Annotated in this window: 18 protein-coding genes and 3 pseudogenes; 13 read left to right on the top strand and 8 right to left on the bottom strand. The window is 70.8% G+C overall.

The window, feature by feature from the left end; translation table 11 throughout:
* Nucleotides 1-26: 26 nt before the first annotated feature.
* Genes OG844_RS11975 through OG844_RS11930 form a run of 10 tightly spaced genes read left to right on the top strand, consistent with a single transcriptional unit; the run spans nt 27 to nt 8536 of the window.
* Nucleotides 27-971, top strand: coding sequence for a VOC family protein (locus OG844_RS11975; protein WP_351181257.1), 945 nt, complete (start codon nt 27-29; stop codon nt 969-971).
* Entirely contained in the window at nt 968-1765 is a 798-nt protein-coding gene (locus OG844_RS11970; protein ID WP_406389868.1) for an aspartate dehydrogenase domain-containing protein, read from the top strand. The genes OG844_RS11975 and OG844_RS11970 overlap by 4 nt, the downstream gene beginning before the upstream one ends.
* Entirely contained in the window at nt 1762-2562 is an 801-nt protein-coding gene (locus tag OG844_RS11965) for an alpha/beta fold hydrolase (RefSeq protein WP_406389867.1), read from the top strand. Before OG844_RS11970 ends, OG844_RS11965 begins: the two co-directional genes overlap by 4 nt.
* An 11-nt stretch (nt 2563-2573) precedes the next feature.
* On the top strand, nt 2574-3095 hold the full coding sequence (locus OG844_RS11960) for a cupin domain-containing protein (protein ID WP_053930186.1): 522 nt from the start codon (nt 2574-2576) through the stop codon (nt 3093-3095).
* Nucleotides 3088-3843, top strand: a complete 756-nt coding sequence (locus OG844_RS11955) for an SDR family oxidoreductase (protein ID WP_406389866.1) — start codon at nt 3088-3090, stop codon at nt 3841-3843. The genes OG844_RS11960 and OG844_RS11955 overlap by 8 nt, the downstream gene beginning before the upstream one ends.
* Before the next feature lie 19 nt (nt 3844-3862).
* Nucleotides 3863-4651 carry an SDR family oxidoreductase gene (locus OG844_RS11950; RefSeq protein WP_406389865.1) on the top strand — a complete coding sequence of 263 codons (789 nt, stop codon included), beginning with the start codon at nt 3863-3865 and terminating at the stop codon, nt 4649-4651.
* Between the two features lie 9 nt (nt 4652-4660).
* Nucleotides 4661-6286: a thiamine pyrophosphate-binding protein gene (locus OG844_RS11945; protein ID WP_406389864.1), complete on the top strand. Its 1626-nt coding sequence runs from the start codon at nt 4661-4663 to the stop codon at nt 6284-6286.
* 38 nt (nt 6287-6324) lie between these two features.
* The gene (locus OG844_RS11940; protein ID WP_406389863.1) at nt 6325-7263 is read left to right on the top strand and encodes a PDR/VanB family oxidoreductase; all 939 of its coding nucleotides are present in this window, start codon (nt 6325-6327) and stop codon (nt 7261-7263) included.
* A 29-nt stretch (nt 7264-7292) separates the two neighbouring features.
* The gene (locus OG844_RS11935; protein WP_351182283.1) at nt 7293-7517 is read left to right on the top strand and encodes a recombinase-like helix-turn-helix domain-containing protein; all 225 of its coding nucleotides are present in this window, start codon (nt 7293-7295) and stop codon (nt 7515-7517) included.
* A 2-nt stretch (nt 7518-7519) separates the two neighbouring features.
* On the top strand, nt 7520-8536 hold the full coding sequence (locus tag OG844_RS11930; RefSeq protein WP_406389862.1) for a Rieske 2Fe-2S domain-containing protein: 1017 nt from the start codon (nt 7520-7522) through the stop codon (nt 8534-8536).
* Between the two features lie 90 nt (nt 8537-8626).
* On the opposite strand, the pseudogene OG844_RS11925 reads toward OG844_RS11930, so the two are convergent.
* A pseudogene (locus OG844_RS11925) lies at nt 8627-8960 on the bottom strand (arginine deiminase family protein); the annotation flags it as partial.
* Nucleotides 8959-10351, bottom strand: a pseudogene (locus tag OG844_RS11920) (basic amino acid/polyamine antiporter); the annotation flags it as partial. The pseudogenes OG844_RS11920 and OG844_RS11925, both read right to left, overlap by 2 nt.
* Nucleotides 10352-10554: 203 nt before the next feature.
* On the opposite strand from OG844_RS11920, the gene OG844_RS11915 reads away from it, so the two are divergent.
* Entirely contained in the window at nt 10555-11607 is a 1053-nt protein-coding gene (locus OG844_RS11915) for an MsnO8 family LLM class oxidoreductase (protein ID WP_406389861.1), read from the top strand.
* A 15-nt stretch (nt 11608-11622) separates the two neighbouring features.
* Here OG844_RS11915 and OG844_RS11910 read toward each other — a convergent pair whose 3' ends face one another.
* Nucleotides 11623-12243 carry an L-threonylcarbamoyladenylate synthase gene (locus OG844_RS11910; RefSeq protein WP_406389860.1) on the bottom strand — a complete coding sequence of 207 codons (621 nt, stop codon included), beginning with the start codon at nt 12241-12243 and terminating at the stop codon, nt 11623-11625.
* Nucleotides 12244-12363: 120 nt separating this feature from the next.
* Nucleotides 12364-13725: an FAD-dependent oxidoreductase gene (locus OG844_RS11905; protein ID WP_406389859.1), complete on the bottom strand. Its 1362-nt coding sequence runs from the start codon at nt 13723-13725 to the stop codon at nt 12364-12366.
* A 303-nt stretch (nt 13726-14028) separates the two neighbouring features.
* Between OG844_RS11905 and OG844_RS11900 the strand changes: the two genes are divergently transcribed.
* Complete coding sequence (locus OG844_RS11900) at nt 14029-14472, top strand: nitroreductase family deazaflavin-dependent oxidoreductase (protein WP_406389858.1); 444 nt, start codon at nt 14029-14031, stop codon at nt 14470-14472.
* Between the two features lie 40 nt (nt 14473-14512).
* Here OG844_RS11900 and OG844_RS11895 read toward each other — a convergent pair whose 3' ends face one another.
* From OG844_RS11895 to OG844_RS11885, 3 genes are all read right to left on the bottom strand, one after another.
* A complete protein-coding gene (locus OG844_RS11895) occupies nt 14513-15442 on the bottom strand; it encodes a PmoA family protein (protein ID WP_406389857.1) in 930 nt (309 codons plus the stop codon).
* The gene (locus tag OG844_RS11890) at nt 15439-16593 is read right to left on the bottom strand and encodes a Gfo/Idh/MocA family protein (RefSeq protein WP_406389856.1); all 1155 of its coding nucleotides are present in this window, start codon (nt 16591-16593) and stop codon (nt 15439-15441) included. Before OG844_RS11890 ends, OG844_RS11895 begins: the two co-directional genes overlap by 4 nt.
* A gap of 119 nt (nt 16594-16712) precedes the next feature.
* The gene (locus tag OG844_RS11885) at nt 16713-17687 is read right to left on the bottom strand and encodes an acetylxylan esterase (protein ID WP_406389855.1); all 975 of its coding nucleotides are present in this window, start codon (nt 17685-17687) and stop codon (nt 16713-16715) included.
* Between the two features lie 289 nt (nt 17688-17976).
* Between OG844_RS11885 and OG844_RS11880 the strand changes: the two genes are divergently transcribed.
* Entirely contained in the window at nt 17977-18252 is a 276-nt protein-coding gene (locus tag OG844_RS11880) for a DUF2087 domain-containing protein (RefSeq protein ID WP_406389854.1), read from the top strand.
* 270 nt (nt 18253-18522) lie between these two features.
* Here the strand turns inward: OG844_RS11880 and OG844_RS11875 are convergent.
* Nucleotides 18523-19275 (bottom strand): annotated as a pseudogene (locus tag OG844_RS11875) (aldo/keto reductase); the annotation flags it as partial.
* Nucleotides 19276-19424 lie beyond the last annotated feature (149 nt).

Raw genomic sequence — 19424 nt, 5'->3', positions numbered from 1 at the left:
GCCCGCCCGTCCGTCTGGAGAGACCGATGCACCAACCACCCCCCGGCCCGATCGCCCGGCTCCGCTCACTGCGCTACGTCGAGCTGCACACCCCGGCCTTCACGGAGACCGCCGACTTCTACGAAGAGGTCTGGGGCCTGGAGACCGTCGAGTCCGACACCGGCGCCCGCTGGCTGCGCGGCACGGGCGACGAGCACCACGTCCTCCACCTCGCGGAGCGGGAGAAGGTCGGCCTCGGCCGCCTCTCGTTCGCCGTCGCGACCCCCGCCGAGGTCGACGAGGCCGCGCGGCGCCTCGACGCACGCGGCATCGTCCCCGTCTTCGGGCCAGGTCCGCTGCATCAGGCGGGCGGCGGCTACGGGCTGCGGTTCACCGACCCCGAGGGGCGTCTCATCGAGATCAGCGCCCAGGTCGAGGCCGTCGTCCCGCGCGGCAGGGACGGTGCCGTGCCCGTCGGGGTGACGCACGCCGTGCTCAACACCACCGACATCGACGCCGCCGTCACCTTCTACTGCGAGGTACTGGGACTGCGCGTCTCCGACTGGTCCGAGCACCAGATGGCGTTCCTGCGCTGCAACGCGGACCACCACTGCATCGCCTTCAACCAGGCCGAGTGGACCTCGCTCAACCACGTGGCGTACGAGATGACCTCGGTCGACCACTTCATGCGCGGCCTCGGCCGGCTCCGCCACCACGGCATCACCCCCCAGTGGGGTCCCGGCCGGCACGGCCCCGGGAACAACACCTTCTCCTACTTCACCGACCCGTCCGGGCTGGTCTGCGAGTACACCTCCGAGGTGGCCCAGATCGTCGAGGACGCCTGGATCGCCCGGGTGTGGCGGCGGGTGCCCGACCTGTCCGACCTGTGGGGAACGGCGGGACCGCCGTCCAAGGAGATCCGCTGCCACATGGCGGGCGCGCCGGACCCCGGCCCGCTCGCTCCCCTCGACGCCCAGGAGGCCACCGCATGAGCAACGTACGCAAGGTCGGCATCGTCGGCTGGGGCGCGATCGGCCGTGTCGTCGGCACCGCCCTCGCCGAAGGCCGGGTGGGCGGCGCCGAGCTGGTGTGCGTCGTCGACAACCGCCCGCTCGGCGAAACCGCACCGGCGCGGCAGGCCACCTTCGAGGAGGCCCTGGAGACCTGCGACCTGATCGTCGAGGCCGCGGGCCAGGGTGTCGTACGTGAGTGGGGCGAGCGGGTGCTGGAGTCCGGCACCGACCTGCTCGTCGCCTCCACCGGTGCGCTGACCGACGAGGAGCTCGCCAAGCGGCTGCTCGCGGCGGGACCCGGCCGGGTGTACTTCACCGGCGGTGCCGTCGGCGGTCTCGACCTGCTCCAGGCGGCACGTTCCCTGGGGCCGCTCGACGACGTGCGCCTCACCACCACGAAGCTGCCCTCCACCCTCGAACAGCCCTGGATGGACGCGGAGTTGCTGGCCCGGATGCGGTCGGCGACCGGACCGGTCGTGGTCATGTCCGGCACCGCCCGCGAGGTCCCGGTCAAGTTCCCCAAATCGACGAACGTGGCCGCGTCGGTCGCGCTGGCCGTCGGCGACCTGGACGCTGTGCGGGTCCAGGTCGTCGCCGACCCGGCGGCGCACCGCACACGGCATCTGATCGAGGCGTCCGGCGCGCACGGTGCGTACCGCTTCGAGGTCGCCCACCTGCCCGACCCGGGCAATCCGGCCACCAGCCAGGTGGTGCCGTACGCGGTCCTGCGCAGCCTCGCCGCCCTCGCCGGACGGACGGGCCAGATCCTGTGAACGCCCGCGCCGACGTCCACCCCGACGTCCATGTCGAAGAGGCCGGTGACCGAGGCCCCCTGCTGCTGTGCCTGCACGGGATCGGGTCGTCGTCGGCCGCGTTCGCCCCGCAGCTCGACGAACTCTCCTCGTACGCGAGGGTCGTGGCCTGGGACGCACCCGGTTACGCCAAGTCGCCCGACCCGCAGGGCCCGCTCGGCCTGGACGACTACGCCGACGCGGCAGCCGCTCTCATCCGTGAGCGCGCCTCGACCGCGCACGTCCTCGGAGTGTCCTGGGGCGGTGTGATCGCGCTACGGCTCGCCGCCCGCCACCCCGAGCTCGTCGCCTCGCTGATCGTCGCCGACTCCAGCGCGGGCTCCGGCACGGACGAGGCGAAGGCGAAGGGCATGCGGGCCCGGGCCACCGAGCTCGCCGAACTCGGCCCGCGCGCCTTCGCCGAGGGACGGGGACCGCGGCTGGTGTCCGCGGACGCCCCCGACGAACTCGTGCGCCGGGTCGTGGACACCATGGCCGCATCGGTGCGGCTGCCGGGTTACGCGTACGCAGCCGAGTCCATGGCCGCCGCCGACCTGCGCGCCGAACTCCCCTCGATCGCCGCGCCCACCCTCGTGCTCTGCGGCGAGCAGGACCGGGTCACCGGCACCGACGCGAGCCAGGCCATCGCCGGAGCCATCCACAGGACCGCCTACGTGATCGTCAAGGACGCCGGTCACCTGGCCAACCAGGAGCAGCCGGGCCACTTCAACGCCTGGGTGCTCTCCCACCTCCGCATCACCGCATCCATCCCCGAGTAGGAGCCTTCACCATGCCTCTGACCACCGACGCGTACGACAACGGCGACGACCTCTCCGCGTACACCGACTCCCTCATCGCCACCAAGGCCTCCCGGGTGGCGGACTTCGACACCCTCTCCTTCCAGGAGAAGGCCGGCGCGCAGTTCCGTCGCGGCCAGATCCGCTACGTCGGCTCGGGTGCCACCGGCAACCACGAGAGCGACAGCCGGATCCTCCCGTCCGGCGGGTTCACCTTCTCCAACATGCTGCTGCCGCCCGGCGCCGAAGGCCCGGCCCACACCCACCACGACGTCGAAGAGGCCTTCTTCGTCCTGGAGGGCGAGGTCAAGGTCGGCATCCACCGCGGGCCCGACGAGGCCGAGTACCGCACCCTCGGCTACCGCGACATGATCGTGGTCCCCGCTGGAGTGACCCGTTCGCTCAAGAACGAGGGCGACACCGACGCCCTGTTCTGCGTCGTCATCGGCACCCAGAAGCCGCAGGTGCCGACCTACCCCGAGTACTCGCCGATGCACGGCGTCACCCGTGGCTGACCAGCCCCCGGCCGACGCACGCACTGTCGTCGTCACCGGTGCGGGCCGTGGCCTGGGACTGGCCATGGCCCGCCGGGCAGGCGCCGACGGCTTCCGGGTCGTCGTCGCCGAACTGGAACGGGAACGGGGTGAGCACGCCGTCGCGGAACTGTGCTCGGAAGGCATCGACGCCCGCTTCGTGCGCTGCGACGTGGCCGACCCCGCCTCGGTTGCCGCGCTGGCCGCCGCCGTACGCGAGATCGGCCCCGTGTACGGCCTGGTCAACAACGCGGCCCTCGCCAACGGTGTGGGCGGCAAGGAGTTCCAGGACATCGACATCGAGGTGTGGGACCGGCTGATGGCGGTCAACGCCCGCAGCCCCTGGCTGGTGGCGAAGGCCCTGTACCCGCTCTTCGCGACACCGGGGCGGATCGTCAACATCGCCTCGGACGCCGCGCTGTACGGATCCCCCCGCCTCGCGCACTACATCGCCTCCAAGGGTGCGGTCATCGCACTCACCCGGGCCATGGCACGCGAACTCGGTGACAGGGGGATCACCGTGAACGCGGTCGCCCCCGGGCTCACCGAGTGCGAGGCGACCACGACCGTGCCCGCCGAACGGCACGACCTCTACCGCATGAACCGGGCCATATCCAGGCCGCAGCAGCCGGACGACCTCACCGGGATCGTCTCCTTCCTGCTCGGCGAGGAATCCCGCTACCTGACCGGACAGGTGATCGCCGTCAACGGCGGCTTCACCATGAACTGAACTGCAGGAGACACGAGTTATGGATCTGGGACTCGCCGACCGCACCATTGTGGTCACCGGCGGCAGCTCGGGCGTCGGCCTGGCCACGGTCCGCGCCCTCCTCGACGAGGGAGCCCGCGTCGCCACATGTGGCCGTGACGCCGACCGGCTCGCCAAGGTGGCCGCCGACCTCGGCACCGGACACGACCGCCTCCTGACCGGAGTCTGCGACGTCCGCGACGCCGTCGCCGTGGGCGACTTCGTCCGCCGCACCGCCGAGGAGTTCGGCGGCATCGACGGACTCGTCAACAACGCCGGACAGTCCCGGATGAAGGGTCTCGAAGACTCCACCGCCGAGGACTGGCGCGACGAGCTGGAGCTGAAGTTCGCCGGGGTGCTCAACCCCCTGCAGGCCGCGCGCCCGCACCTCGCCGTCTCCGCCGCGGCGAGCGTCGTCAACATCAACGCGGTGCTCGCCAAGCAGCCCGAGCCCCGGCTGATCACGACGAGCGCCGCCCGGGCGGGCATCCTCAACCTCTCCAAGTCCCTGTCGGTCGAACTCGCCGGCGAGGGCATCCGGGTCAACTCCGTCTGCCTCGGCCTCATCGACACCGGCCAGTGGGCGAGGCGCTACGCGGCCTCCGACTCCGGCAGGAGCTACGAGGACTGGCAGGCGGAACTGGCCGCCGACCGCGGCATCGCACTCGGCCGGCTCGGCCGGGCCGAAGAGGTCGCGTTCGCCGTCCTCACCCTGCTCTCGCCCCTTGCCTCGTACATCACCGGCACCAGCATCGACGTCTGCGGCGGCGTCGGCCGCTCCATCCTCTGAGGAGACACCATGCGTTACGACAACGGAGGCGATCTCCTCGTCGCCGTCCTTCGGGAACTCGGCATCGACACCGTCTTCGGCATCATCAGCGTGCACAACCTGCCGCTCGTCGAGGCCGTCGACCGCGAACTGCGTTTCGTGCCCGTGCGGCACGAAGCGTCCGCCGTGAACGCCGCCGACGCCTACGGACGTGCCCGCGGCACGCTCGGCTGCGCACTGACCTCCACCGGCACGGGAGCCGGCAACGCGGCCGGATCGCTGATCGAATCGCTCAGCGCGGGCAGTTCCGTCCTGCACATCACCGGCCAGGTGGAGAGCGAATTCCTCGGCAGCGGACGGGGATTCATCCACGAGACCAAGGACCAGCTCGGCATGCTGAGGGCGGTCTCCGCCCACGCAGCGAGCGTGCCGGACGCCGAGCAGGCGGGCCGCGTCCTGCGCGAGGCGGCCCGTGCGGCGCTCACCGCGCCGGGCGGACCGGCGAGTGTGGAGTGGCCGATCGACCTCCAGTTCGCGGCGCAGACCGACGAGCCCGAGGAGCTCCCCGCAGTTGTCGCACCGGCTCCGGCCGAGAGCGAACTGGCCGCCGCGGGCGCCCTTCTGGCATCCGCCCGACGCCCGCTGGTCTGGGCGGGCGGCGGCGCGGCAACTGCCGGCGTCGAGCTCGCCGGGCTGCTGGAGGCGACCGGAGCGGGACTGCTGACCTCGAACTCCGGGCGCGGTGCCGTGCCCGAGGACCACGAGCAGGTCATCGGCAACTTCGCCACCACCCCCGCGGTCCGCGCCCTGCTCGCCGACGCGGACGTGCTGCTCACCATCGGCACGCACTTCCGCTCGAACGAGACAGCCGACTACACGCTGGAACTCCCCGAGGCGCACATCCAGATCGACATCGACGAGGACGCGCTCGGACGGGTGTACCCCGCCACCCACGCGCTGCACGGAGACGCCGCCGCCGCCCTGACCGCCCTGCTGCCGCACGCCCGGCCCGCCGAGAACGGCTGGACGGACCGCGTCGGCGCCGTACGCACCGAGGTGCGGGCGCTCCTGCACGACAACATCGGACCCCAGGCCGCGATCTGCGACGCGATTCGCGCGGCGCTGCCCCGCGAGGCGGTCGTGGCACGCGACGTCACGATCCCCTCCAGCAGCTGGGGCAACCGGCTGCTGGAGATGTACGACCCGCGCGACAACGTCTTCCCGCGCGGCGGCGGCATCGGACAAGGACTCGGCATGGGCATCGGCGCGGCGCTCGCGCGGCCCGACGCACCCACCGTCGTCATCGCCGGCGACGGCGGGCTCGCCGTCCACCTCGGCGAACTCCTCACCCTCGCCCAGGAACGGCCCCGGCTGACCCTGATCGTCTTCAACGACGGCGGTTACGGAGTGCTGCGCAACATGCAGGACCGCTACAGCGAGCGCCGCTCCGGGGTCGACCTGGCCACCCCCGACTTCGAACTGCTCGCCAGGGCCTGCGGGTTGCCGTATCTGCGGATCGCCGCGGTGGAGCACGCCGGCCCGGTGCTCGGTGAGGCCATCGCCTCCGAGGGGCCGACGCTCGTCGAGGTCGATCTGACGGCTCTCGGACCGATGAAGGTCCCGTTCACCCCACCCGTGAGGATCCCGGGTCAGTAGCCCGGTCGCGCGTACTGCCGGTAAGGAGGCAACAGGCCATGAGCGAACATTCGCTGCAGCTGGTCGTCCATCGAATGACCTGGGAGGCGGAGGGCGTACTCTCCGTCGAACTGACCCACCCCGACGGCAAACCCCTGCCCGCCTGGACGCCGGGCGCGCACCTCGACGTCCATGTCGGTGGCCAGGTACGCCAGTACAGCCTGTGCGGCGATCCGAACGTGCCGGACCTCTACCGCATCGGCGTGCTCAACGAGCCCGCCTCGCGGGGTGGTTCGCGGTTCGTGCACACACAGCTGCGCCCCGGGCAGCCGGTCACGGTCTCCGAGCCGCGCAACCACTTCGCACTGGAGGAGGCCGACGCCTACCTGTTCGTCGCCGGAGGCATCGGGATCACTCCACTGCTGGCGATGGCCAGGGAGGCGGCCCGCAAGGGTTCCGCCTGGCGGATGGTCTATGGAGGCAGGGGGCGGGCGTCGATGGCGTTCACCTCGGAACTCGCCGCGCTCGGCGGTGACGTCATGCTCGTCCCGCAGGACGAACTCGGTCACATCGACCTGGATGCCGCGCTCGCCGAACTGCCCGAGGGCACGCTGGTGTACTCCTGCGGACCCGAGCCCCTGCTCGCGGCCGTCGAGGCACGCTGCCCCGAGGACCGGCTGCGCCTGGAGCGGTTCGCCGCGCCGACCGTGGAACGCACGGGTGGCGACGAGGAGTTCGAGGTCGAGTGCCGCACCTCGGGCGTGACCCTCACCGTCGGCGCCGGCACCTCCATCCTCGACGCCGCCGAGGCTGCCGGGATCGACCCACCGAACTCGTGCCGTGACGGCATCTGCGGGTCCTGCGAGACCCGGGTGATCGAGGGCACCCCCGACCACCGCGACTTCCTGCTCAGCGAGGCCGAACGTGCCATGTGCGCCACGATGATGATCTGCGTCTCGCGGTGCGCCTCACGGAGCCGGCTCGTCCTCGACCTGTGACACCTTCCCCCGCACTTTCAGGAGACACCGTGACCGACACCTGGCCGTACCTCGACGTCCACCAGTCCCGTACGCACGAGCCGACCCCGTACGAGTACAAGCTCGCCGCGACCCTCGAGGAGGTCTTCACCAAGGAGGGCCACGAGCTGGCCGACGTGGTGCGCGGACTCAACGCCCGCCAGGTCCACGCCGGCGACGGCACGCCGTGGACCGAGGAATCCTTCCGTGCCGAGATGAACCGACTGGGAGCCTGACCATGACGCTGACGTCCTCCGCCACGGCGGACCACATCTACGCCACCGGCCTGCGCAACCAGTGGCACCCCGTCGTCCCCTCGCACTTCGTCGCCCCCGGCGCTATGCGCAAGGTGACCGCGCTCGGCGAGCAGTGGCTGCTGTTCCGCCGCTCCGACGGCGTCCTGTCCATGCTCGCCGACCGCTGTCCGCATCGCGGCGCACCCCTGTCGCTCGGCAAGCACCTCGGCGACCGGGTCGCCTGCTGGTACCACGGCGTCGAGGTCCAGTCCGACGGGACGGTCTCCTCCGTCCCCGGGCTGCCCGGCTGCAGCCTGGAGGGCAAGAAGCTGGTCACCTCGCTGCCGGTGCGCGAGGTCGCGGGCGCGATCCTCGCCTACTTCGGCGACGAGGAGCACCCGGAGCCGGCCGAACTGACGCTCCCGGAACCGCTGACGGACCCCGAGGTGGACGCGTTCCTGTGCTACGCCGAGTGGGAATCGCCGTGGCGCTACGCCGTCGAGAACCTGCTCGACCCGATGCACGGGGCCTTCCTCCACCACGACTCGCACACGATGTTCGACGGTGACACGACGGCCAAGTTCCGCATCCGGGAGACAGGGCGCGGTTACTTCTTCGAGAAGACCGACCAGCGCGGCGTCAACTTCGACTGGGTGGAGCTCTGCCGCACCGGCGTGGACTGGGTCGACCTGTCCATCCCGTACCCGCCGTCGGCCGGACCCGGCGGACCGTTCGGGATCGTGGGCATGGTCTGCCCGGTGGACGAGCGGCGCAGTGGTGTCTTCTTCTGGCGCTACCGCAGGGTCGAGGACTGGCAGCGCGCGTCCTGGCGCTTCCTCTACCGGACGCTGATCGAGAAGCGCCACTGGGACGTCCTGGAGCAGGACCGCGTCATGCTGGAGGCCATGCCGGTCGACGCCGACCAGCAGGAGAACCTGTACCAGCACGACCTGGGTGTGGTGCGGCTGCGCCGGCTGTACCGTGCGGCGGCCGAGGCACAGTCGTCGGTGGGCGCCTGAGGGCGCCGCGACAGCGGCCGGTGCCGGGCGCGACGGGCGGGGACGACCCCGAACCCGGCGCCCGGCCCGCCGCTGCCCGGGCCGGGTCCGTCAGAAGTCGACGGGCTCGCGGATGAGGGGACAGGTCATGCAGTGGCCACCCCGGCGGCCGCGGCCGAGCTCCGCACCGACGATCGGGACCTCGACCCCGGACGCGCGCAGCAGGTCATTGGTCTGGGTGTTGCGGTCGTAGGTGAAGACGACCCCGGGTTCGAGGGCGACGGCATTGTTCCCGCTGTCCCACTGCTGGCGCTCGGAGGCGTACACGTCGCCGCCCGTCTCGATCACCCGCAGAGCCGGCAGGCCGAGACTCCGGGCGACCACATCGACGAACGGACTCGACCCCTCGTCGGGTGACCTCCACGCCCGGTGACGTGTCGGCGGGCGATGGAGACGGCGAAGATGACGAGTTCCGCCGGCGAGAGCACCTGTCGCTGCTGCTCCCGTCGGGCCATGGCGAACAGGATCGTGGCCGGGGCGTAGATGATGAAGGAGACCAGCACGAACTTCATGCCTGCCGCGAACAGCAGGAACGCGGTGTAGAGCGTCGCCACGACGCTGACGACGAGGTCACGCCCGCGGCCTGTTCCGGCTGTCAGCTCATCGGGCCGCACCATGATCTTCACGGCGAACATCGCCGCCAACAGGAACGGGATCAGGGACAAGGAGCTGGTCAGGTCGAGTGCGAAGGTGAACGCGTCGTCCGAGAACAGGGTGATGACGAGGACCACCTGGGACAGGGCGGTGGTCATCAGCAGTGCGGGCACGGGCACATCGGCGGAGTTCGAGCGGCGCAGGAAGCGCGGCATGTCGTCGTCCTTGGCGGCCACGAAAAGCACCTCCGCTGCCATCAGCGTCCAGGCGAGATAGGCGCCGAGCACGGAGATGATCAGCCCGACGCTGACGAAGACCATGCCCCAGGTACCGACAGCCGCCTCCAGCACGGCGGCCATGGACGGCTGGCGGAGTTCGGCGATCTCGGCCATGGGCAGGATGCCGTACGACACGATCGTGACCGAGGCGAAGACGCTGAGGAAGCCCAGCACCGTGGCCCGTCCGATGTCCTCGCGGCGCTCGGCGTGCCGTGAGTAGACGCTGGCGCCCTCCACACCGAGGAAGACGAACACCGTGGCCAGCCTGGTGCCGCGCACCTGGTTGAACAGGGAGCCCGCGTAGTCCGCGCCGGCGAAGTTGTCGGCGAAGACGCTCGTGTCGAGGCAGAACAGCGCGATGGCGACGAAGACGATGATCGGGACCACCTTGGCCACGGTGACCACCCTGTTGATCGCGGCGGCCTCCTCACGCCCCGGCGGATCAGCAGGTAGAAGGCCCACAGGCCGAACGTGGACAGCACGATGGCGAGCACGGTGTCGCCGTCGCCGAGCGCGGGCCAGACGGCTCCGACCGTCGACATGATCAGGACCCAGTAGGTCACGTTGCCGGCGCAGGCACTGGCCCAGTAGCCGAAGGCGGAGAAGAAGCCGAGGTACTCGCCGAACCCGGCCTTGGCGTAGGCGTAGACACCGGCGTCGAGATCCGGCCGGCACACGGCGAGCGTCTGGAAGACGAACGCGAGCATCAGCATGCCCGTACCCGCGATGGCCCAGGCGATCAGCGCCCCGGCGACCCCGGTCTCCTGCGCGAAGCGGGACGGCAGTGAGCCAATCCGGCGCCGACCATCGAACCGACCACCATCATGGTCAGCGTGAGCAGCGTCATCTTGACCGCGGTGCCGGAGCCCTGGACGGCATCGGTCCCGGTGGCGGAGCTTGGCATGTCTTCCCCTCGTGCGAGACAGGTACGAGAACCGGCGGACGGAAGAGCCACCTGGCACCCATCGCCCAGTCGCTCGATGCCGCTGAAGGCGTTACGGACTTTAGCGACAAAAAGGACCTTGCGTCTGTTGGGTGGCCGGAATCCGCGGCCGGGTCGGTCCCCTTGTGCGGGAATCCTGCTGTGCCGCGAGCGTTGCATCATGCGTGAGCCCTTCGATCGCAGCGACCCGCTTCTCGTTCCTGGACCGCTCCCGCACCCGGGAGGGATACGACGGTCCGCAGGCACTGCGCGACACCGTCCGGCTGGCCGGAGTGGTCGAATCTCTCGGGTTTCACCGTTTCTGGGTTTCGGAGCACCACAGTGTGCCTGGCGTGGCCGGATCCGCGCCTACCGTCCTGGCCGCCGCCGTCGCGGCCGCCACCTCCGTCATCCGGGTGGGCACGGGCGGAGTGATGCTCCCCAACCACCAGCCGTTCGTCGTCGCCGAGCAGTTCGGCGTACTCGCCTCGCTGTTCCCCGGGCGGATCGACATGGGTCTCGGGCGCTCGGTCGGCTTCACCGACGGCATCCGCAGGGCGCTGGGCCGGGACAAGCAGGACGCCGACGACTTCGCGGGGCAGCTCTCCGAACTCCTCGGCTGGCTGGACGGCACCCAGCAGGCCCATCCCCAGGTCCACGCCCGGCCCGCCGAAGGGCTGCGCATACCCCCGTACGTCCTCGCGACAGGCGAGGGCGCGTCGATCGCCGCCGCGGCCGGGCTTCCGCTGGTGGTGGGAGACCTCCGCGGCCGGGAGAAGCTTCTGCACGCGGTCGACGTCTACCGCAATGAGTTCCGGCCCTCCGCCTGGGCCAGGGAACCCTACGTGGTCGTGGCGGGGACGATCGCCGTCGCCGGGACGGCCGAGGAGGCCCGGCGGCTCCTGGTCCCCGAGGCCTGGTCCGTGGCGCACGCGCGCACCCACGGCACGTTCCCGCCGCTCGCCCCGGCCGAGCGGATCGAGCGACTGGCGATGACCGAGAAGGAGCGGAAGCTGTTCGAGAGCGGGCTGCGCGGCCACCTCGCGGGCACGGAGGAGACGGTCGCGGCCGAACTCGAGCTGGTCATCAAGGAGACGGGCGCGGACGAAGTGCTGGTCACCACGAGCACGTACGACCGTGAGGCTCTCGAGGACTCGCTGCGGCGGCTCGCGCGGACGGCAGGGATGAGCGGGCCGGGCACCACGCCTGCCGGCGGGACCGCCGGCAGCGCGGAGTGACCGGGGCGTCGACGGCTACTCGAACCGCGCGGTGTCACCCGCTCCGCGGCGTACGATCTCGAGTTCGCCGCTCGAGAAGTCGACGACCGTGGTCGGCTCGGTGCCGCAGTCGCCGGAGTCGAGCACGACGTCCACCACGTGGTCGAGGCGTTCCTTGATCTCCCAGCCCTGGGTCATCGGCTCCTCCTCGTCGGGCAGGAGCAGCGTGCTGGAGAGCAGCGGCTCACCGAGTTCGGCGAGGAGCGCCTGAGTGACGGCGTGGTCGGGGATCCGGACGCCGACCGTCTTCTTCTTCGGGTGCAGCAGCTGCCGCGGCACCTCTTTGGTGGCGGGGAGGATGAAGGTGTAACTGCCGGGCGTCGCCGCCTTGATGGCCCGGAAGACGTCGTTGTCGATCTGCACGAACTGCCCCAGCTGTGCGAAGTTCTGGCACACCAGGGTGAAGTGGTGGCGATCGTCGAGATTCCGGATCGACCGGATCCGCCCGATGCCGTCGCGACTGCCCAACTGGCATCCCAGGGCGTAGCAGGAGTCCGTCGGATAGGCGACGAGCGCCCCTGACCGGATGCTGTCGGCCACGCTGCTGACAGTGCGTCGCTGAGGATTTTCGGGGTGTACGTCGAAATACTTCGCCATTCGCCGAGTCTAAGGGCTCGGGGCGGTCCCGCTCGGCAGCCGTCGGTACCGGCCGGAGCGACCGGACAGCACCGCGCCCCCGGAGCTCGCCGAGGAGCTCCGGGGGCGCACTGCTCGCTGTCAGGCGCCGGACGCTTCCAGCATGGCGGCGCGCTCGACGACCTTGATCCGCTCGCGGCCCTGCTCCGCCCCGAGCGCCTGCTCGTGGGCGTCCAGGCGGTGCCAGCCCTCGCGGGTGGTGTAGCGGACGCCGCGCTGCTCGAGGAATTCGACGACCGCATCGGGCTCGGGCTGCTCGGGGGCGGGCAGCCGTCCGGCGGTGTGGTCCTCCAGGAGGCAGGCGACCGTCTCGTTGGCGTCGCCCTTGGTGTGCCCGATCAGGCCGATCGGACCACGCTTGATCCACCCGGTGACGTACACCGAGGCCATCGGCTCCTCACCGCTCAGGACCCGTCCCGCGGCGTGCGGGACGGTACCGGAGGACACGTCGAACGGCAGCTTCGGCAGCTCCTCCGAGTAGTAGCCGACTGCGCGGTAGACGCTCTGCACGTCCCAGTCGGTGAAGCTGCCCGTGCCCCGGACGTTGCCGGTGCCGTCCAGCTCGGTCCGCTCGGTACGCAGGGCGGCGACGCGGCCGTCCTCGCCCAGGATCTCCACCGGGGACTCGAAGAAGTGCAGGAACAGCTTGTGCGGACGGTCGCCCGTGTCCCGGATCGCCCAGTTCTCCAGTGTGGAGGCGACCATGTTGGCCTGCTTGTTCTCCCGCCGGGTCGCGATCGAGCCGTCGTCGTAGTCGATGTCCTCGGGGTTGACGATGACCTCGATGTTGGGGGAGTGGTCCAGCTCGCGCAGCTCCATCGGGCTGAACTTGGCCTGGGCCGGACCCCGACGCCCGAAGACGTGCACCTCGAGCGCCTTGTTCGCCTTGAGGCCCTCGTACACATTCGCGGGGATCTCCGTCGGGAGCAGCTCGTCCGCCGTCTTGGCGAGCATGCGCGCCACGTCGAGGGCCACGTTGCCCACGCCCAGCACGGCGACCTTCTCGGCCTCGAGGGGCCAGGTGCGCGGCACCTCGGGGTGCCCGTCGTACCAGGCGACGAAGTCGGCGGCGCCGTAGGACCCGTCGAGGTCGATCCCCGGTATGTCCAGGGCGCGGTCCGCGTCGGCGCCCGTGGAGAAGATCACCGCGTCGTAGAAGGTCCGCAGGTCGTCCAGGCCGATGTCGTTGGGGTAGTCGACGTTGCCGAACAGCCGCAGCTGCGGCTTGTCCAGGACCTGGTGCAGGGCCTTCACGATGCCCTTGATCCGCGGGTGGTCCGGGGCCACGCCGTATCGGATCAGGCCGAAGGGGGCGGGCATGCGCTCGAACAGGTCGATCGATACACCCGGGTCCTGGGCGGCCTCGGATTTGAGCAGCGCGTCCGCTGCGTAGATTCCGGCGGGACCGGCTCCGACGATGGCGACGCGGACGGGGCGTGTCATGGAGTGTTGTTCCTTCGGGCGGGTGGTCAGGGGCAGAGTGCGGCGGAGTAAGGCATGGCTTACTACGCTCCGCCCCACGGTATGCCCTGCGCATGAGCGACCCTGGAGCGGGGCAAGTGTGCAATTCGGATATAAGTGTGTATATAGGCATCAAAGGTGTGCGATTAAGTGGGCGGATACCTCGTGAGCCCCGTGGAGGCACCCGGACGCGACCCGTCCGCCGGTGTCCCCGCGTGCCCCGGACCTTCCGGGGAAGCATGAGGGACGTACGACGCAGGGACTTCGACGAGAGGAGCACGTGTCATGCCGATCGAGGGCGAGTACGAGCCGAGTCCGACGCCGTGGGTGCGTGAGCAGGTCGAGCTCATCGAGAGTTCGGGCGGCACGCAGGGGACGACGTTGCACGGCAAGCCCGTCATCCTCCTGACCACGCGCGGTGCCAAGAGCGGCAAGATCCGCAAGACACCCCTCATGCGGGTCGAGCACGACGGCCACTACGCCGCGGTCGCCTCTCTCGGTGGCGCCCCCGAGCACCCCGTCTGGTACCACAACGTGGTGGCCGATCCCCATGTGGAGCTGCGGGACGGCACCGTGCGGCAGGACATGGTCGCCCGTGAGGTCACCGGCGCGGAGAAGGACCTGTGGTGGGGCCGCGCCGTGGAGGCCTTCCCCGACTACGCCGACTACCAGACCAAGACCGACCGCGAGATCCCCGTGTTCGTCCTGGCCCCTGCCGGAGAGCGGTAGCGGCGCCGATACCCGGGAAGAACTCCCGGCGGCCGGACGCCTACCAGGGCAGTGCCCCGACCCGGGCGGCGATCCGGTCGCGGTCCCAGGCGCCGTCCGCGACCAGTACCCGGTAGCGGCGGGTCATGGTCTCACCGGGTGCCAGGACCAGTTCGTCATGGAAGGCGAACGACGGGGCCACGGCGGCGAAGGGTGTGTTCCGCACGAACCAGTGCGCCGGATGGGCTCCGCCAGCGCCGGTGTGGTCGTTCTCGGGGGAGTGGACGAACACGAGCGTGGCGTGGCCGTCCACACCGTCGTGCTCACCGCTGTAGGCGAGCCAGTCGGCCTGCTCCCCCATGAGGTCCGGGCCCTCGGCGTCCGGCGCCAGGATCTGCCCGTCGCGGAAGGCGCGCGGCCCCCGCCAGAACAGCCCGGTGTACCCCGCGCCCGGACGGCCGTGCGTCGTCGGGCTGCCGAGGCGCAGCGGCTCCTCGCGCCGATTGGTGACCTCGGAGGACCACGTCAGCGCCCAGCTCCCGGTCGCCGCGTCGACATCGTGCACCTCGATGCGACGGACCTCCTCGGCCCAGACCTCTCCGCCGTGGGGATGCCAGGTCAGCCGCTCGGTGATGCCGGCCCCGCCGTCGTGCACCGACACCTCGTCGAATCCGCGGTGCGCCATCGAGCCGACGCGCTCCGGCAGGGCGAGATACCCCTCACCGTGCACATAGGTGTTGCCGCCCCACAGATTCTGGCCCGACAGGTGCGAGGCGGTCATCTGCAGACCCTTGTGCCAGCGGTGGTCGTGGGGGCGGTAGTCGGTCACCACCCGGCCGGACAGCGTCCGTAGGGGGTGGATGTACGGTTTCGGGGCCTCCCAGGGGGCCTCGGCCCGGTACACGTACCGCAGGAGTTCGACCCCGCTGCCGGCGACGGACACGGCGAGGTGGTCGCCGTGCACGTGGACGAGCTCCACGGTCTTCGTCATGCGGTGACCTCCACGGGTTCTGTCGTGGGCCGGGGAGCCCAGCCGGGGGCGTCGCCGTGCAGGGCGTGGTAGAAGGGATCGCCGGGACCTGTCTCGCCGGCCCGGACCGTGGCCCCGGTGAAGGCGGCCTTGTAGAGGGCAGTGACAAGTTCCAGACTCTTGCGGCCGTCTGCGCCGCTGCTGCGGGGCCTGCGCCCGGCCCGCAGATCCTCCAGCAGGCCGCGCAGCTGTGCCTCGTGCGAGCTGGGGACATCCGCTCCGAAGTCCTGCCAGGAGGCTGCCTGCGCGGAGGGGACTCCCGGCGCGGGCGTGATCCGCCAGTCCGCGTTGCGATGCCCGTACAGATGGGTGAGCTCGACCGTGGCGTGCTCGCAGTCGATGCGGATCCGGCTGACCTCGTCCGGGCTGAGCACGCTGTTCACGACCGTGGCCATCGCGCCGCTCTCGAAGCGGATGAGCGCGGTGGAGACGTCCTCTGTCTCGACGTCGTGCACCAGCCGCCCCGCCATCGCGCGGATCTCCGTCCACGGGCCGAGCAGATCGAGCAGGAGATCCATCTGGTGGATGCCGTGCCCCATGGCGGGGCCGCCGCCCTCGCTGCTCCAACTCCCGCGCCAGGGAACGGCGTAGTACGCCTCGTCGCGGTACCAGGTCGTCTGGCAGTGGGCCACCAGGGCCCTGCCCATCGCCTCGTCGGCCAGCAGCTCCCGCACATGGCGGGAACCCGAACCGAATCGGTGCTGGAAGACGATGGCGGCGTACGGCCCGCCGTCCTCGGGGCCCTCGGCTGCCTCGATCGCGTCGAAGTCCTCCAGTGAGGGGCAGGGCGGCTTTTCGCACCACACCCAGGCCCCGGCGCGCAGCGCGGCAACGGTCTGATCGCGGTGGAACCGGGGCGGGGTGCAGAGCGTGACCAGGTCGGGCCGCTGTTCGGCCAGCATGACGGACAGGTCCGTGTACGGGTGGGGGATGCCCGCATCCGCGCAGAACGCCTCGGCCGACGCCGCGTCGACATCGACCGCGGCGACGATCTCCAGCGGCTGGTCGGCGGCGAGCGCGGTCAGCGCGGGCAGATGACTGCCCCGCGCGATCGCGCCCGTGCCGACGATCGCGACCCGGACAGGTCCCCGGTGGGAAGGGCGGCTGGGCATGACGTACCCCCTGGAGGATCACCTGTCGGATGGCGAGTGATAGCAAGCGCTTTCTCTCCGGGGAAACCTAGGCTCCGTACGCGAGCCGGGTCAAGTGTCCGGCGCCGCGTACGCGGAGGTCAGGCCTTCAACAGCCGAGGCAGCCGCTTGAGTTGCACCGCCTGCTGGAACGGTCCGCCGCCCTCGTGGTCGTTGAAGTCGTACACCTCGATCTCCTTGTCCGGGTGCGCGTACGCGTTGAAGGCGGCGAAGACCGTGGACGGCGGGCAGGTCTGGTCCTCCAGAGCGACCGAGAACAGTGCGGGCGCTCGGCCGCGGGCCGCGAAGTGCACCCCGTCGAAGTAGGCCAGCGTCGCCCTCGCCTGGTCGGCGCGCCCCCGGTGCGTCTTGAGGTAGTTGCCGATCTCGCGGTAGGGGAGCCTGTCGGTCAGGCTGATCGCACGGGGGAAGTCGCAGAGGAACGGGACGTCGGGGGCGACGGCCGCCAGGTCGGGTATCAGCCCGCCGACCGCGAGGGCGAGCCCGCCGCCCTGGCTCGCGCCGATCGCGGCGGTGCGGGCCGCGTCCGTAAGCGGGTGCGAGCGGGCCGCCTCCACGGCACGTACCGCGTCCGTGATCAGCCGCCGGTAGTAGTACGCGTCCCGGTCCTCGATGCCCCGGGTCATGAACCCCGGAAGTGACGGCCCGCTCCCCACGGGGTCGGCGGTGTCGCCCGGGGCCCAGCCGCTTCCCTGGCCCCGGGTGTCCATCACGAAGTGGGCCATGCCTGCCGACGCCCAGAGCAGGTACGAATGCGGCAGCCCGCGCCCGCCCCCGTAGCCGATGAACTCCACGACCACGGGCAGCGGTCGAGTCGTGCCCGCCGGCATGACGAGCCAGCCCCGGACCGGATGGCCGCCGAAACCGGCGAACGTCACGTCGTACACATCGACCGTGGTCAGGCCGGTGTCGGTGCGCAGTTCGAATGTGGCATCGAGGTCGTGGGTTCTGGCCTCCTCGAGGGTGGCCGACCAGAAGGCGTCGAAGTCGGCCGGCTCCGCCGAACCGCTGCTGTAGGTGCGCAGTTCGTCCAGGGGCAGATCGAACAGGGCCATGCGGGACCGCCTTTGTCGCGAAGTCGATAGGGATGATCACACCGTACGACCGGCTGGGCGTCAGTCAAGAACTTGTTGTTTCCACAACGGGCGCAGCGCGGCCCGGAGCTTCGGTACGCAGAACGGCACCGTGTCCATGGTCTACGAGGCGGGGGGCGGCGCCGCCGCCGTCGCGCGCGCTGAAGGGCAGCGACACCGCGCCGGCTGCAGGGCCGCGACACGGGCGCCGGCCGGCCGTCAACGCCGAAATCGCGTTGCCCGACCAGCCGGCGCCTGCCACGCTTCCGGCATGCCCGATACAGAAAACCGCAGTTCGCACCAGGTGGCAGCGCTCTTCTCGCACGGTCGCCTGACGGCGATCCCCCGGAAGGTGGCCCGCCGCGAACAGCTGCTGGTCCATCTCGCCGACACGCTCTTCGAGCGCGACCGTGCCTACACCGAGCGCGAGGTCAACGAGGCGCTCCTCACCGTGCACGAGGACTGCTCGGCCCTGCGCCGCTATCTGGTGGTCGCCGGGCTGCTGGTCCGCCCGAAGGACGGCAGCAGTTACCGGCGGGGCCGCTGAGGGCCGTACCGGACCGCGGCCGGCGGTGCGTCAGGTGAGAGGATCTCCGCATGGGGAGACGTTCGGGCACGTGCGCCCGGTGTGGGAGACATCGTCGGCCGAGGGGCGGGACCTGCCGCAGGTGCCGGTCCGCGGAACACCGGGCGGACCGGGCGGAGGCGGCTGCGGACATCGGTGAGACCGCTGTGGAGATGGGCGCCCTGGGGGCGTTGGGGCGCGTGTTCCGCGCCTTCCTGCGGGCTCTGGTCGACTGACGGACCGGTTCCGGGCTCAGTCGGGGGTGTCGGGGTCCGGGCCTGTGCGCATGCCCCGGTCGAGGCCGGCGATCGCTTCCATGTCCGCGGACGAGAGCCCGAAGTCGAAGACGTCGATGTCCTCCCGGATGCGGGCGGGTGTGACCGACGTGGGGATCACGACGTTGCCGAGCTGGAGGTGCCGGCGCAGGACCACCTGGGCGGTCGACTTCCCGTGGCGTTCGGCGATCGCGACCAGTGCGCCGTCGTCCAGCAGCGCGCCCTGCGCCAAGGGGCTCCACGCCTCGGTGGCGATGCCGTGCTCGGCGTGCAGGGTGCGCAGTTCCTTCTGCTCAAGGCCCGGGTGCAGTTCGATCTGGTTCACGGCCGGGACGAGGCAGCCGGCCTCGATCAGGCGGCGCAGGTGGGCGGGCTGGAAGTTGGAGACTCCGGCTGCCCGGATCCGGCCGTCGGTCAGCAGCTTCTCCAGGGCACGCCAGCTGTCCGGGTAGAGGTCGCGGGCGGGCGTGGGTCAGTGGATGAGGTAGAGGTCCACGTAGTCGAGGCCCAGCTTCGCCGCACTCGCGTCGAATGCGGCGAGCGCCGAGTGGTACCCCTGGTCGGCGTTCCACAGCTTCGTGGTGACGAACAGTTCCTCACGCGGGATCCCGGAGGTGGCCAGGGCGCGGCCCGCGCGTGCCTCGTTGCCGTACACGGCGGCGGTGTCGATGGAGCCGTAGCCCGCGTCGAGCGCGGCGGACACCGCTGCGGTGGTCTCGTCGTCGGGAACCGCACCGGACTGTGCGGCGCTGCGGCTGCGCCGGGCTGTGTCGATCCGCGTGCGATGACTACGTGCGTCAACAATAATTGCGTACGCGGGTTAATGGTAAGCGCGGACAGGCGAACGAGGTCCTGGTGTCCCGAGCGGACGGCAGGTGC

This window comes from Streptomyces sp. NBC_00887 (assembly GCF_045207585.1).
This window is presented reverse-complemented; position numbering and strand designations above follow the sequence as displayed.